The sequence below is a fragment of the Horticoccus luteus genome, assembly GCF_019464535.1.
GTDB classification, from domain to species: domain Bacteria; phylum Verrucomicrobiota; class Verrucomicrobiia; order Opitutales; family Opitutaceae; genus Horticoccus; species Horticoccus luteus.
In genome coordinates this window covers 2,289,917-2,303,744 of record NZ_CP080507.1, presented here as the reverse complement: position 1 = coordinate 2,303,744, position 13,828 = coordinate 2,289,917, and the positions used below count along the sequence as shown (strand labels likewise).

Here is a 13,828-nt window from a genome sequence, read left to right as displayed (position 1 = left end):
GCGCCATGGCGATGCAAACCTACGTCGTGCCCGAAGGCACGCGGCGCATGCGGGCCGACAAAGCGCTGGCGGCGGGATTTCCGGAGCACAGTCGCGTGGCGCTGCAACGCGCGTTTGAGGCCGGGCTCGTGACGAAAGACGGCCGTGCGATGGGGAAGAGCGACGATGTGCGCGGCGGCGATGTGATGGCGTTTTCATTACCCGAGGTCGCGCCGTCGGAGCTCAAGGCGGTGGAAATTCCGTTGGAGGTGTTGTTCGAAGACGAGCACCTCATTGTGCTGAACAAAGCGGCCGGCATGGTCGTGCATCCGGGCGCGGGTACGGGCGATGATACGCTCGTGCATGCGTTGCTGGCGCACTGTCGCGGGGAATTGAGTGGAGTCGGCGGGGTGGAGCGGCCGGGCATCGTGCATCGCATCGACAAGGATACGACGGGTGTGCTGGTGGTGGCGAAAAACGATGCGGCCCACCGCGCGTTGGCGGAGCAGTTCGCCGCGCGCTCGCTCGAAAAGGAATACGTGGCGTTGATCAGCGGCGTGCCGGCGTTGCTGAGCGGCAGCCTCACGGGCGCAATCAGCCGGCATCCCGTGCAACGCCATCGGATGACGGTGAGCGAAAGCGGACGCCCGGCGCGGACGGACTGGACACGGCTCGAAGCATTTGGCAAAGCGGCGGCGCTCGTGCGCTGCCGGATTCATTCGGGACGCACGCATCAGATTCGCGTGCACCTCAAGTCGGCCGGACATCCGCTGCTGGGCGACACGGTTTACGGGTGGAAACAAGCATCAGGCGCGCCGGTGCCGCCGCGGGTGATGCTGCACGCGGAGCGTCTGGCGTTCACGCATCCGGCGAGTGGCAAGCCACTCGAGGTGATCGCGCCCTGGCCGGGAGATTTCCAAGCGCTGATCGCGGCTTTGCGAAAGATGGCCGATGGTGTGGCGCGCAAAAAGTAACCTGCGAGGTTACAAAACAGAGGGGCGGAAAACCTCAGGCGTTGGTGCGGTCGCGCGTGCGGAGTTTGTCGATGAGCACGGCGGCGACGATGATCACGCCGGTGACGATTTCCTGCACCCAGTTGGGCAGGCCGAGTTTCGTGCAACCGTTCGCGACCACGCTCATGATGAGCGCGCCGACGAGACTGCCGGCGATGCCGCCTTGGCCGCCGAACAGGCTCGCGCCACCGATCACCACAGCGGCGATGACGTTGAGCTCGAGGCCGACGGAGGTCGTGGGATCGCCGCCGGTGAGATAACTGAATTGCAGCACCGCCGCGACGCCGGCGAAGACGCCGCCGAGCGTGTAAACGAGAATTTTGCGGCGATCGATCGGGACGCCGCACAAGCGCGCGGCCTGTTCGTTGGAGCCGAGGGCGAAAACGTGCCGGCCAAAACGGGTGTAACGCAGGACGAACGCCATGATCACGGCGAGTCCGAGCGTGAGCCAGACGCCGGCGGGCAGCGAGCCGGGGCCGCCGAGCCGCATCAGGCCGTTGAGCCAGGTTTCGTCAGGATAAATCGGCTGCTGATCGGCGAGTCCCTTGGCGGCGCCGCGCAATGCGCCCATCAAGCCCAGCGTAACGATGAACGGCGTGAGTCGCAGGCGCGTGATGAGCACGCCCGACAACAGGCCGCAGCACGCGGCGCCGGCGACGCCCGCGAGAGCCGCAGAGAGCGGTGACCAGCCGTGCTGCAGCGCGAGCGCGATGACGACGGTGTTGAGCGCCACAACCGAACCGACCGACAGATCGATGCCGCCGGAAATGATGATCACTGCCATGCCCAGCGCCGCCGCGCCGATCACGGCCGTTTGCTGGAGCATGATCGCGAAATTATCCCACGTGACGAAGGTGTCGAAACGCAGCGAAGCGAAGAGGGCGCACGCGATCACCAGCCCGATCACGGGACCAAACGCGGTCAACGGCCGGCGGCGCGGGGTCGGTGGAGGGAGCGCGGGGGCGGCGGACGTTTCAGGCGGCGGATTCATGAGTGCCGAGGGTGGCTGCGAGCATGATGGCGTGTTCCGTCCAAGCCTCGCGTGGCAGCGCGGGACCGAGCGCTCCCCGGCACATCACGGCGATGCGATCGCAGATGCCGAGGAGTTCCGGCAGATAACTGCTCACGAGGAGGACGGCCTTGCCCGACGAAGCGAGTTCGTCGATGAGGCGGTAGATTGTTTCCTTCGCGCCGACGTCGATGCCGCGCGTCGGTTCATCCAGCAGCAGCACGTCAACGTCGTGATGCAGCAACCGCGCAAGGGCGACTTTCTGCTGATTGCCACCGGAGAGTTCGCCGACCGGCTGGGCGCCATCGTGGCAGCGGATGGCGAGCCGCTCGATCCAGCGGCGGGCGGCGGCGAGTTGAACGGCTGGGCGGACGAAGCGCGGCAGGCTCGCGAGTGTGGTGTTTTCGGCGATGCTCAACGTGAGCGCGAGGCCCTCGCTTTTGCGGTCTTCGCTCACGAGGCCCATTCCATGCGCCCAGGCTTGCGGCGGCGTGAGCGCGCCGCCGGACCATTGGGCGACGCGGATGTTGCCGGCGCGAACGGAGTCGAGGCCGAAGATGGCGCGCAGCAATTCCGTGCGGCCGGCGCCGACGAGCCCGGCGAGCCCGAGCACTTCACCGCGGCGAACGCTTAAACTGGCGCCGCGCGGATAATGGCGACCAGACAGTCCGGTGATTGCGAGTGCGGCATCGCCCGCAGTGCGTGGCGAACGGACGTAGAGTTCGTTGACATCCCGCCCGACCATGAGGCGCACGAGAGCGGCGGCGGTGGTGTCGGCAGTGCGGCCGGTGCCGACGGTGGCGCCGTCACGCAGGACCGTGTAACGATCGCTGATGACCTGCACTTCCTCGAGAAAGTGTGAAATGTAGATGACCGAGCGGCCCTGCTCACGCAGGCGCCGCACGAGCGAGAACAAGCGCGCGGCGTCTTCGCGCGTGAGGCTGCTGGTGGGTTCGTCGAGGACCAGCACGCGGCAGCCGAGGGCGAGCGCGCGGGCGATTTCGAGCATCTGCTGATCGGCGACGCTGAGAGAGCCGGCGGGAACGTCGAGCGGGAGATCGGTGCGACCGAGTTGTTGCAAGGCCTCGCGCGCGACTTGACGCACCCGGCCGGGGGGCACGAAAAGCGCGTGGCCGGGCTCGGCGCCGAGCACGATGTTTTCCGCGGCGGAAAGATGCGGAGCGATGGCGAGTTCCTGATGCACCATCACGATGCCGGCGCGGCGGCCGGCGAGAGGATCGGCGGGGCGGAATGGCACGCCGTCGAGGCGCATTTCGCCCGCGTCGGGCGCATGCACGCCGGCGAGGATCTTCATCAACGTGCTTTTGCCGGCGCCGTTTTCACCGACGAGTGCATGCACTTCGCCGGCGGCGAGGGAGAGCGTGACGCCGGCGAGCGCATGCGTGGCGCCGAAGCGTTTGCGGACGCCGGCAAGATGCAGCCGCGGGATCGGAGCGGCGGCGGCGGTGTTCACAAGCCGAGCAATTTCTTGATTTCCGGGGTGTCGCGATTCTCGCGCGTGACGAGCGCGCAGCCGGTGTCGACGTGCGCCTCGACGGGTTCGCCGCGCAGCGCTTTGACCGCGTTGACGACGCCGATGTAGCCCATGCGCCGCGGGTTTTGGGCGACGAGTGCGGCGATGTCGCCTTTAGCGAGCGCCTGGAGCAGTTGAGGCGCGGCATCGAAACCGACGAAGGTTTTTTTGCCGAGCAATCCGGTTTGCCGCAACGCGAGCAGCATGCCGTGCGTGGTGGATTCGTTGGGGCAGAAAATGCCGTCGGCCTCGCGGATTTTATCCATGAGATTCATCGCGGCATCCTGCGCGGAACCGGTGGTGGCGCCGCCGTAGCGATTTTCCACGAGCATCTGGATTTGCGGGTGGGCGCGCATGACGGCGAGAAACCCTTCCTCGCGATCGCCGGTGCTGGCGGAGCCTTCCATGCACCGCAGGAGGACGACTTTGCCGTGGCCGCCAAGGAGGCGGACGAGCTCTTCGCCGGCGAGCTGGCCGCCGTGGCGGTTGTCGGTGGCGACGAAACTGGCGTAGTCGCGGCCGGGTTCGCCCTTCAACGCGGAGTCAATGATGACGACGGGGATGTGGCGCTCGTGGGCGGCCAGCACGGGACCGCGGAGTGCGACCTCGTCGAGCGGTGCGAGCACGATGGCGGAGATCTTCGAAGCGACGAATTGTTGCACGAGCGAGATTTGTTGCGCGCGGTCGTCTTCGCGGAGCGGGCCTTGCCAGACGATGTCGACGTGAAGTTCTTTTGCCGCGTCGTTGGCGCCCGCTTCGACGGATTTCCAGTAGCTGTGCGTGGTGCCTTTGGGGATGACCGCGATGCGATAGTCGGCGGCGCGGAGCACGGGCACGGCGAGCGCCAGCGAAAGGAGGAGCAGTTTTTTCATGGGGAGTTCGGACGACGAGTCCGGTGGGGGCGATGAGCGCGCGCCACGTTCAACGGCAATCAAGGCGCGCGCAAGAGAGGGGCGAAGGAAGAGGGTTCAGTCGTGGGCAAAATTCGCACGGAGGTAATCGTAACTGATCTTCAAGGATTCAAAGGGGTCGCCCGGGCAAGTGTCTTGCTCGACGATGAACCATTCGCAGCCGGAACGCTCCGCGGCGGCCAGAATGCGACGCCAATCGAGGTTGCCACGGCCGACTTCGCAGAACTGATGCGTGTTTTGCAGAGTGAATCCGTAGTCTTTCAAGTGGACGCAGGGCATGCGATCGGCGAGGCGTTCGAACCACGCGACGACGTCGCCGCCGCCGTAGTGGATCCAGAACGTGTCGGGTTCAGCGACCAAGTGCCGGGCGTCGGTGGTGTCGTAAATAAAGTCCAGCACGGTGCCACCGCGAAACGGCACGAACTCGATGGCGTGGTTGTGATAACCGAGCGTCAGGCCCGCGGCGGAGAGGGTGCGGCCGGCGGATTCGAGTTGGCGGACAAGATTTTCGACGGCGGCGGGTGAACCAAAATCGACCCCGGCCGGAAACGGATACGCCGTGTGACGGCACTCGAGCGTCTGAAGCTTTTCGACAAACTGGGCGGGGTGGGCGAGGAGTTGCGCGGAGTCCTCGTGCGTGGCGCAGCAAATCATGCCTTCGCCCGCGAGAATGGTTTTAATTTCGAGCAGGGGAATCGGGCCGACACCGCTCAATTGGACAGCGGGATAGCCGATTTTTCTGAGCTTGCGGATGGTGGCGGCGAAATCTGCGGCGGTGCGGCAGAAATCGCGGACGGTGTAAAGCTGGGCGGCCAATTGCTGGGGTTTCATGGGCGAAGGAAATTTACGCGAGCCGGCTGAGGGCGGCCAAGTTGTTTCTCGGCGAAGGAGTGAAGCCGATCATGGGCGTCGCGCGTGCAGGACTTGGAATTTTTGGCCGAGATGCGCCGGGTGAAGCAGTTGCAGGAGCGAGCGTTTGCGAGGACTGGCGGGATTGGTTTCCTGAGCGACGAGTCGGCCGAGGTAGTCGCCGGCGTGGTGCACGAAAAACGCTTCTTGGGATTCCAACGTGGCGGAGGAGAAACCATGCAGGGCGAGTGCGGCCGTGATCCAATCCCAGCAGACGTGGCAGGTCAGGTCTTGTTCGCCGGGCTGCGCGAGCAAGTCATTGGACTGCGTGTGGCGAAAATAGGCGCGACAGGTGCCGCCGGGAGTGAACTCAGCGAGCTCCGGCCAGGATTTGCCGTAGTCGCAGGCGAGAAACAAGCCGCTCCACGGTTGCGCGGCGACCGCGGCGGCGAGTTCGGCGGCGGCCCGGGGCGCATCGAGGTGATAACCTTCCGTAGCGGGCGGCTGCGGCAGCCACGTTTCCAGGCCAGGAAGAGGCGATTCGATCTCGACGAAGGTGTCGTCGGCGCACAATTGCACAAAAATCTCCCGCCACGACCCACTGCGAGCGACGAAGCGCCGGCAGGGTTGCGCATCGAAAAGCTCGTTGGAAAAAACCACGCAAGGGCTGGCGAGCGCGAGCGTTTGACCGAGGCGAAATTCGCGAGTCGCGCCAAACGGATGGGAAACCCCGGCGAGCACCGAACTGCCGGGCTCGGCGCCGATTTCCACGAAGGTGTAAGCCGCGAGGTTTTCGCCGGCGAGGAGCGTGCGGCAAGCGGCGACGAGGAGCTCCCCGAAGAGCGGACCGCTCGTGGTGGCCGTGAAAAAATCGGTGCCAGGCGCTTTGCCGACCCGAGGCCGCGGGGCGCGGTAGTAGCCGACGACGGAATCGTAAAGCGCGAGATCCATGAACGCCGCGAAGCTCATCGCGGCCGACGCGTCTGCTTGCGCGCGAAAACGGGAGAGAAAAGCAGGCGAAGGCGGAGCGGCGGCCGGGCGCGACATGGCCGCGATGCAGAACGCGTTTCGCCAGCGGGTCGATGCGTTTCAACGGGCGGGGCGGCACGATGAGCGAGGTCGCGGAGCGCGAGCATTTACAAAGCGCGGGTGATGGCCACAGTGCACGGGATGTTCAAACGCGTCCTCACGTTGGTGACGGGAGTTCTGCTCGGCATTGCCGCCACGGTGACGATTGCGCGGGTGGCGGCGGCGTGGAGCTTCTGGCCGAATCGCGAGCTGGACCGGTCGGCGGGTTATGTGCGCGAAGTGCTGGCGCTCGTGAACGAGAACTACGTGGATGGAAAGGCGGCGAGCTATGACGCGTTGGCGCATTCGGCGATTCACGGAATGGTGGAATCGTTGGACCCGCACTCGGAGTTTCTCGAGTCGAGCGACTATCAGGAACTGGAGGAGGAGTTGACGGGTGATTTCAGCGGGATCGGCGTGCAGGTCGAAAAAGTGAAGGACCGGTTTGTGGTGGTCGCGCCAATCGCCGGCACGCCTGGTGACCGGGCAGGGATCACGCGGGGCGATGAAATTCTCGGGGTCGATGGCAAACTGCTGTCCCGCGACGATACGATGGAAACGATGGTGCAGCGATTGCGCGGGAAGAAGAACACGAAGGTGAAGTTGAGCCTGTTTCGGCCGTCGACGCGCGCGCAGATCGACCTGACGCTGACCCGCGAAGTCATCAAAGTGGCGAGCGTGCGCGACGTGCACCTGCTGCCCGGTGGAGCGGGTTATCTGCAGTTGACGGAGTTTTCCGAGCGAACGGCAGACGACTTCGACGCGGCGCTGGACAAGTTGCTGGCGTTGGGCGCTGACAGCCTGATCATCGATTTGCGCAACAATCCCGGCGGCCTGCTGGATGCGGCGGTGGACGTGGCGGAGCCCTTTTTCAGTAACAATGAACTCATCGTTTACACGAAAGGCAGGCAGGCGTCGGATCGGGAGGAGTTTCGGGCGTCAGTGCGGGGCGAGCCGCTGCGGATTCCGACGGTGGTCTTGATCAACGAAGGCACGGCGAGCGCGGCGGAGATCGTGACGGGAGCGCTGAAGGACACGGGCAAGGCGGTGATCGTGGGCGAGCGCTCGTTCGGCAAAGGTTCGGTGCAAAGCGTATTCAAATTGAAAAACGGCGAGGGTTTGCGGCTGACGACGGCGAAATATTACACACCGAGCGGGGTGAGTATTCACGAAAAAGGGATCACGCCGCAGGTGGAGGTGGTGATGAGCGCGGCGGACGATCGCAAACTGCGATTGCAGCAACTGCGGAGCGATGTGACGGATCCGAAAACGTTTCAGGAACGTTTCGGTTTTGCGCCGATCGAGGACCGGCCGTTGGAAGTGGCGCGCGAGGTGTTGCGCGCGGCGCGGTTGCTGGACGAGCGCGCCGCCGAGGAGTCCGCGCCAGCGGTGGCGGGCCAATGATCCTCGCGTTGGAGAGTTCCTGCGACGAGACCGCAGTGGCATTGTTCGATGCCACGCGGGGTTTGGCGGGGGAGTGGGTGCACACGCAGATCGCGTTGCACGAGCGGCACGGCGGCGTGGTGCCGGACTTGGCGACGCGCGAACACTTGCGCCACTTCGCGCCGTTGATCGAGCGTGCGAAGGCGACGCCGGAGTTTGCCCAGGTGAAACAGGTCGCGGTGACGAATGGGCCGGGGCTCGCGGCCTGCCTGGCGATTGGCGTCGCGGCCGCGAAGGCCCTTGCGCTGGCGTTGCGGGTGCCGCTGATCGGCGTGAATCACCTGCGGGCGCACGCTTGGTCGCCTTTCATCGCCGCGCATGCTGAGGCCCCGGCGACCTTTGAGGACAGATTGGCAGAGTGGTTGCCGCATCTCGGCCTGCTGGTGTCGGGGGGGAACACGCTGCTCTTTTCGATCGGCCGGGACCGCCAGATTCGGGTCATCTCCTCGACGCGCGATGATGCGGCGGGCGAGGCGCTGGACAAGGGGGCGAAGCTGCTTGGGCTGGGCTATCCGGGCGGGCCGTTGATCGAACAACTGGCCGGCGGCGGGGAAAAAGCGGCGTTCGATTTTCCGCGCGGGATCGGGCGGCGCGACGAATTGGATTTCAGTTTTTCGGGCGTGAAGACGAGTTTGCGTTACACGATTGAAAAGATGGCGGCGGAGGAGGTGTTGGCGCGTCGGGCGGACTTGTGCGCGAGCTACCAGCAGGCGGTCATCGATGCGCTGTTGCGGAAAACGCGGGGCGCGCTGGAACTAAACGAATACGCGAGCGTGGGGTTGTCGGGCGGCGTGGCCAACAATCGCACGTTGCGCACGGCGGCGGAGGCGTTGGCCCGCGGGCGGCGGTTGGAGTTTTTCGCGGCGCAACCGAAGCACACGGGTGACAACGCCGGAATGATCGCGTTCGCCGCATGGCTCGACGAGGGAGCGGATCGGAGTGCGGGTTGGGATCTGTCGATTTCGCCCGGTGCGGAGTTGACCGCAGGATAAGTCGTCTCGGCTGACGGTAAAGGCAGGGGCGGACGGCGAAGGGCCGCAGCGTGAATTTTGGGGCGAGGTGGACGGGCGCACGGAACCGTTTTTGTGCAGGCGTTTCTTATTCGGCCATGAGTTCCCCGTCGCCGTTCCCCAACCGCGCAGAAATCCCGGACATTGAGATCGATGAACTGTCGTCCTTGGAGCTGCGGATTGCCCGCCTGGCCGATGCCTTGGCGCGCGCCCACCCGGAAGAGCGCGAGCGGGACTATTGGTTTCAAGCGGAGCGCGCGGTGCTCGTCGAGCTGTCCGCGTAAACGCGTGGAGCGAAAAGCCCGAGCGGTCATCGGCATCGGCGGCCGCGAAGTGTCGCCCTCGATACGCTGAGGCCAAGGTCCCGGCCCGCGCCAGGAGTGGACGAAGCCGCGGGTTGGCGAATGCCGCCTGCGCCTCCTTTGGCGCGCGGGCGGAAGGATCAGTAACCGCGTTGCTGCAACGCGCGGCCGAGTTCCGCCATGAACGCTTGGGCGTCCGTGGGGTTGGGGCGGTAGCCGGGCTGGCTGACTTCGGTAAACCCGGGCCGCCCTTGGTTATCAATGATCCATTTGCCCGTGACGCCATCGCTGAATTTGACGGAGCCGCTCGCCAGCGCGCCGGGGATCAAAGAAATTTTATCGACCGACACAGTGACGCTCGAGGCTGAATCAGCCAGGTCTTCGGGCGGTAGTTCGTCGTCGGCGAATCCGTCGTCGCTTTCCGTGGGCGCGGGTTCTTTGCCCAACCCGAGCTTTTCTTTGGCCTTGTCGAGGAAGCCTTTTTTCTCGGGGGCAGCGGACGGGGCCGCGTGGGCGGGCGAGGCTTTGCCGACATCGTTCGCATCGGCTTTGGGCGCCGGGTCTTTCAACGCGAGGTTGAGGTCGTCGACCAAGAACCGGACGTCCATGTAGGTGAGCGAGAGATTAAACTGCTCCGTGAGTTTCTTTTGGATCGCGGAGAGGTTGTCTCCGGCGGAGACCCAGGAAGCGACGGCGGTTTGTTGCTCAGGCGAAAGAGTCATAGGATGAGAGCCACGAACATACGGATAAACGGGCGGATGAAAAGGCCCGGAGCGCAGGAATGAGGCCGCGCGGCCAAATACTCAGCGGGAAAGCTGGGCGCGCAGGAAGTCGATGCTGCCGCGCGTGGATGAATCCTGGTCCATCATGTTATCGACGGCCTTGCAGGCGTGAATCACGGTGCCGTGATCGCGGCCGCCGAAGGCATCGCCGATTTCCTGCAGGGAATGCTTGGTGAGCGTGCGGGCGAGATACATCGCGATCTGGCGGGGGATGGCGATGTTGTTGGGGCGGCGCTTGCTCGTCATGTCGCTGTGGCGGATCTGGTAGTGATCGGCCACGCGTTTTTGAATCGTCTCGATGGTGAGAATATTCTGCGCCTGCTCCATGAGGATGTCCTGCAGGAGCGTTTCCGTGGTGGGCAGGTCGAGCACTTTGCCGGTGAGCGAGGCGTAGCTGGCGACCTTGATCAACGCGCCCTCGAGGCGGCGGATGTTTTTGGAAATGTGTTGCGCAATGAACGGAAGAATCTGCGGCGGCGGTTCGAATTTCAGCACGGCGGCTTTGCTGCGCAGAATGGCGAGGCGCGTCTCGTAATCGGGAGCCTGGATGTCGGCCGGGAGACCCCATTCGAAGCGGGATACGAGGCGGGCTTCGAGTTTCTGAATCTCGCTCGCCCGGCGGTCGCTCGAGAGGACGATCTGCTTACCGGATTCGAACAAGTCGTTAAAGGTATGGAAGAATTCTTCCTGGATGCGCTCTTTGCCGGCGAGGAATTGCACGTCGTCGAGGAGGAGCACATCGGCATGGCGGTAACGCTGCCGGAACTTGGTGAGGCCGTTTTCCTGCAACGCTTGGATAAAGTCGTTGGTGAAGCCTTCGGTGGACAGGTAAGCGACGCGGGCGGCGGGGTTGCTCCGCACGATGGCATGGCCGATGGCGTGCATCAGGTGCGTCTTGCCGAGGCCGGTGTCGCCGTAGAGGAAGAGGGGGTTATACGCTTGGGCGGGGGCTTGGGCCACGGCGAGAGCCGCCGCGTGAGCCATCTGGTTGTTGGATCCAACGACGTAAGTCTCGAACGTGTTGCGCGCGTTGAGCTTACCGCTCGCCGGGCCGCGCTCGTCGGACCGGACGCGGCGCGGAGCGGCCGGTTTGATCCGAGAGGTCCCTTCAGGGGCGACGGCGCCAGCGGCGGGAGAGACGGGGTGCTCCGCGGAGGCGATTTTGCGAAGGGAGACGTTGACCATCCGGCCGGCGGTGAGCCGCAGGCGCTGCGTGATGAGGTCGAGGTAGTTGTCGTGGATCCAAATCGCCGCAAAATCGTTGGGAACGCCCAGAATGAGGGTGTCTTCGCTCGCCTCGAGGCAGGACATGGGCGCGAACCACATCTGAAACACTTCCTCGGGGAAGAGTTCTTTGAAGTCGCATTTGACGGTTTCCCACAGGCTCGGGGACAGAGAAAGAGAGGACATGGCGGCGGGAGGGCGGTTTTATTCACAGCTCGGCCGCGAGACCTTCCACCAATCATCTTTCGAGCAGGCTCACGCTAACGGCAAAAAAATGGGAGCTCGACCATCGCGGAGGGGAGCGCGAGGAGAGGAGTTACGTAAGTGATTCAAGGCACGTAACTAGAGTGCAGATGCCGCTGAGCCAGAGAGAGTCGAAGGAGGACCGGAGAAAGAACGGGCGAGTGCGAGAACAACAGAAGAAGGTGGGGATTACTGCGATTCAAAAAAGGCTTTCAAGGCGAACTTTCCAACAAGTTGTTCACACCGATCCTGCGGATAAGTTTTTTAATTTTCGGATTGCCAAGCCGCCGGCTCCCCGGCCGAGAGATCCCCGAAGGCGGTATCGGTAATTTCCCCGACATTACGGCGGCGGGAACGTGGCTCTGGAAGCCGTTTCGGCGGGCGCGGAAACAAGCGGGCCCGAGTGCCGCGGCGCCCCTATCAGGGAAAAGCTGATACAACGGGCGCGTCCTGCCACTTGCCGTGCTCTTTGATCAGCGCGATGAGCCGCGCGTCGGCTTGGTCCTGAGGGATGTTGTATTGGACGCAGTTTTTGCCGACGTAGAGATTGATTTTGCCGGGTGCGCCGCCGACGTAGCCGAAATCGGCGTCGGCCATTTCACCCGGGCCGTTCACGATGCACCCCATGATGGCGATTTTCACGCCTTTGAGGTGGCCGGTTTGGGCGCGGATTCGCTGGGTCGTCGTTTGCAGATCGAAGAGCGTGCGGCCGCAACTGGGACACGCCACGAATTCGGTTTTTGAGATGCGAGCGCCGGCGCCTTGAAGGACGTTGTAGGCGAGTTTCGTCGCGCGCGCCGGGTCGGCTTCGGTCTCGATGCTGAGGAGATCGCCAAGGCCATCGCAGAGCAGCCCACCGGTGAGAATGCTCGCTTCCAAGAGGCGGGAAAGAAACGCCGGTTCCGGCTGCACGGCGCTGCCGACGGTGTTGCGAATCCAGAGGGGCGCGCGGGAGCCGATGCGGCGCAGGTTTTCAGCCACGCGGCGGTAAGCTCCCAGAGCGTGGGCCGAACCGGCCGGCGTGGCCGGCAACGTGAAGAGAAATCCGCGATCGCCCAACTCGCGCAAGGTCTCGCTGACGGCGTCGAAATCGTCCGGGGTGATCTCGGCGGCGAGAACGAATTGGTGCTCGCGCGAATAGCGGGCGAAGGCCGTGAGTCGCGCGCTCTCGAGGGCGGAGAAAACACGCAGCAGCACTGTGCCGGCGGGCAGGTGAGACGCGGCGGCAGTCAAATCCTCCACGGTGATGGCCGCCGCGAGTTCGAGAATGAGAAAGGTGTCCGCGGCGGGTTTGAGCGCGGCAAGTTCTGCCGCCGACGCGACGGGCACGAGGAGGCCTTCGGCCGGCGTGTCTTGCAGGCGGGCGGCGGCAAGTTGGACGCGAGTGGCGTCAAGCGTGGCGACGGAGGGAGCGCGAACGACGACAGCGGGCGGTTGCTCGGGGCCGATGGTGACGCGCTCGCCCAGGTGCAACAAACGAGTCTCGCGGCGCGTAAAATGGTAAGGATCGATGGAGTCGTGCGCAGCGACGGGCGCGGAGGGCGATGGTTGCCAGAGGCTCATGGCCTTGCGCGCGATGGCTTGGGCCACGGGCACTTCGTAAACCGAATCTTCGGTCAAGGAGACGCGGATGGTGTCGCCCAAGCCGTCGAGGAGCAGCGAGCCGATGCCGATGGCGCTCTTGATCCGGCCGTCTTCGCCGTCGCCCGCTTCGGTGACGCCGAGGTGCAGCGGGTAATGCATGTTTTCCTGCTGCATGCGTTCGACGAGCAAGCGATACGCCTGAATCATCACTTTCGGATTCGAGGCTTTCATCGAGAGTATGATCTGGCGGAAGGAGTGCGACTCGGCGATGCGGAGAAACTCCAGCGCGCTCTCGACCATGCCGAGCGGCGTGTCGCCGTAACGGTTCATGATGCGATCACTCAGCGAGCCATGATTCGTGCCGATGCGGATGGCGCGTCCGAGCGCTTGGCACCGCAGGACGAGGGGCGAAAACGCATCGTGCAGGCGTTGGAGTTCGTGATCGTAGTCGGCGTCGGAATATTCGCGCACCGCGAATTTTTTCTTGTCCGCATAATTGCCGGGATTGACGCGAATTTTTTCCACGTGCTCCACTGCCTCCATCGCCGCCTGCGGGAGAAAATGGATATCCGCCACGAGGGGCACGGCGCTGAAGCCGGCGGCGGAAAACTCCCGCCGGATGTCGCGCAGGCAGCGGGCGGCCTGGATATTGGGTGCGGTGATGCGCACTATCTCGCAGCCGACCTCCGCGAGCGCGATCGACTGGCGGACCGTCGCGGCGACATCCTGCGTGTCGCTCGTGGTCATCGACTGGATGCGAATGGGATGAGTGCCGCCCACACCGACGGTCCCGACCATCACTTCATGGGTCGGTCGACGGACGGTTTGGAATCGAGAAACGCAATACGCCATGGGAGTCGGACCGCGAGAAGCGGCG

The 13,828-nt window shown here is 64.4% G+C and carries 12 protein-coding genes; 4 read left to right on the top strand and 8 right to left on the bottom strand.

What is annotated here, in order from left to right; translation table 11 throughout:
• Positions 1-5: 5 nt before the first annotated feature.
• Positions 6-953 (top strand): RluA family pseudouridine synthase, encoded by a 948-nt coding sequence (locus tag K0B96_RS09625; protein WP_220160691.1) that lies wholly within the window; start codon positions 6-8, stop codon positions 951-953.
• Positions 954-987: 34 nt separating this feature from the next.
• Here K0B96_RS09625 and K0B96_RS09620 read toward each other — a convergent pair whose 3' ends face one another.
• The 5 genes from K0B96_RS09620 to K0B96_RS09600 form a co-directional block, all read right to left on the bottom strand.
• On the bottom strand, positions 988-1,983 hold the full coding sequence (locus tag K0B96_RS09620; protein ID WP_220160690.1) for an ABC transporter permease: 996 nt from the start codon (positions 1,981-1,983) through the stop codon (positions 988-990).
• A complete protein-coding gene (locus K0B96_RS09615) occupies positions 1,967-3,475 on the bottom strand; it encodes a sugar ABC transporter ATP-binding protein (RefSeq protein WP_220160689.1) in 1,509 nt (502 codons plus the stop codon). Before K0B96_RS09615 ends, K0B96_RS09620 begins: the two co-directional genes overlap by 17 nt.
• Entirely contained in the window at positions 3,472-4,407 is a 936-nt protein-coding gene (locus K0B96_RS09610) for an ABC transporter substrate-binding protein (protein ID WP_220160688.1), read from the bottom strand. Before K0B96_RS09610 ends, K0B96_RS09615 begins: the two co-directional genes overlap by 4 nt.
• A 96-nt stretch (positions 4,408-4,503) precedes the next feature.
• Entirely contained in the window at positions 4,504-5,277 is a 774-nt protein-coding gene (locus K0B96_RS09605) for a sugar phosphate isomerase/epimerase family protein (protein ID WP_220160687.1), read from the bottom strand.
• A 69-nt stretch (positions 5,278-5,346) separates the two neighbouring features.
• Complete coding sequence (locus tag K0B96_RS09600; protein ID WP_220160686.1) at positions 5,347-6,342, bottom strand: SAM-dependent methyltransferase; 996 nt, start codon at positions 6,340-6,342, stop codon at positions 5,347-5,349.
• A gap of 105 nt (positions 6,343-6,447) precedes the next feature.
• On the opposite strand from K0B96_RS09600, the gene K0B96_RS09595 reads away from it, so the two are divergent.
• The 3 genes from K0B96_RS09595 (at position 6,448) to K0B96_RS09585 (ending at position 9,100) form a co-directional block, all read left to right on the top strand.
• On the top strand, positions 6,448-7,767 hold the full coding sequence (locus K0B96_RS09595) for a S41 family peptidase (protein ID WP_255558605.1): 1,320 nt from the start codon (positions 6,448-6,450) through the stop codon (positions 7,765-7,767).
• A complete protein-coding gene (tsaD, locus tag K0B96_RS09590) occupies positions 7,764-8,798 on the top strand; it encodes a tRNA (adenosine(37)-N6)-threonylcarbamoyltransferase complex transferase subunit TsaD (protein ID WP_220160685.1) in 1,035 nt (344 codons plus the stop codon). Before K0B96_RS09595 ends, tsaD begins: the two co-directional genes overlap by 4 nt.
• A 116-nt stretch (positions 8,799-8,914) precedes the next feature.
• A complete protein-coding gene (locus tag K0B96_RS09585; RefSeq protein WP_220160684.1) occupies positions 8,915-9,100 on the top strand; it encodes a hypothetical protein in 186 nt (61 codons plus the stop codon).
• A gap of 158 nt (positions 9,101-9,258) precedes the next feature.
• Here K0B96_RS09585 and K0B96_RS09580 read toward each other — a convergent pair whose 3' ends face one another.
• The 3 genes from K0B96_RS09580 to ispG all read right to left on the bottom strand — a co-directional run bounded on the left by K0B96_RS09580 (position 9,259) and on the right by ispG (position 13,803).
• Positions 9,259-9,840, bottom strand: a complete 582-nt coding sequence (locus K0B96_RS09580; protein ID WP_220160683.1) for a hypothetical protein — start codon at positions 9,838-9,840, stop codon at positions 9,259-9,261.
• A gap of 81 nt (positions 9,841-9,921) precedes the next feature.
• A complete protein-coding gene (gene dnaA / locus K0B96_RS09575; RefSeq protein ID WP_220160682.1) occupies positions 9,922-11,310 on the bottom strand; it encodes a chromosomal replication initiator protein DnaA in 1,389 nt (462 codons plus the stop codon).
• Positions 11,311-11,787: 477 nt separating this feature from the next.
• Entirely contained in the window at positions 11,788-13,803 is a 2,016-nt protein-coding gene (gene ispG / locus K0B96_RS09570; protein WP_220160681.1) for a (E)-4-hydroxy-3-methylbut-2-enyl-diphosphate synthase, read from the bottom strand.
• Positions 13,804-13,828: the final 25 nt, after the last annotated feature.

Bases quoted from the DNA above. Each gene is read 5' to 3' on its own strand.
- K0B96_RS09625 (WP_220160691.1), top strand. From the start codon at position 6: ATGGCGATGCAAACCTACGTCGTGCCCGAAGGCACGCGGCGCATGCGG.
- K0B96_RS09620 (WP_220160690.1), bottom strand. From the start codon at position 1,983: ATGAATCCGCCGCCTGAAACGTCCGCCGCCCCCGCGCTCCCTCCACCG.
- K0B96_RS09610 (WP_220160688.1), bottom strand. From the start codon at position 4,407: ATGAAAAAACTGCTCCTCCTTTCGCTGGCGCTCGCCGTGCCCGTGCTC.
- K0B96_RS09605 (WP_220160687.1), bottom strand. From the start codon at position 5,277: ATGAAACCCCAGCAATTGGCCGCCCAGCTTTACACCGTCCGCGATTTC.
- K0B96_RS09600 (WP_220160686.1), bottom strand. From the start codon at position 6,342: ATGTCGCGCCCGGCCGCCGCTCCGCCTTCGCCTGCTTTTCTCTCCCGT.
- K0B96_RS09595 (WP_255558605.1), top strand. From the start codon at position 6,448: ATGGCCACAGTGCACGGGATGTTCAAACGCGTCCTCACGTTGGTGACG.
- tsaD (WP_220160685.1), top strand. From the start codon at position 7,764: ATGATCCTCGCGTTGGAGAGTTCCTGCGACGAGACCGCAGTGGCATTG.
- K0B96_RS09585 (WP_220160684.1), top strand. From the start codon at position 8,915: ATGAGTTCCCCGTCGCCGTTCCCCAACCGCGCAGAAATCCCGGACATT.
- K0B96_RS09580 (WP_220160683.1), bottom strand. From the start codon at position 9,840: ATGACTCTTTCGCCTGAGCAACAAACCGCCGTCGCTTCCTGGGTCTCC.
- dnaA (WP_220160682.1), bottom strand. From the start codon at position 11,310: ATGTCCTCTCTTTCTCTGTCCCCGAGCCTGTGGGAAACCGTCAAATGC.
- ispG (WP_220160681.1), bottom strand. From the start codon at position 13,803: ATGGCGTATTGCGTTTCTCGATTCCAAACCGTCCGTCGACCGACCCAT.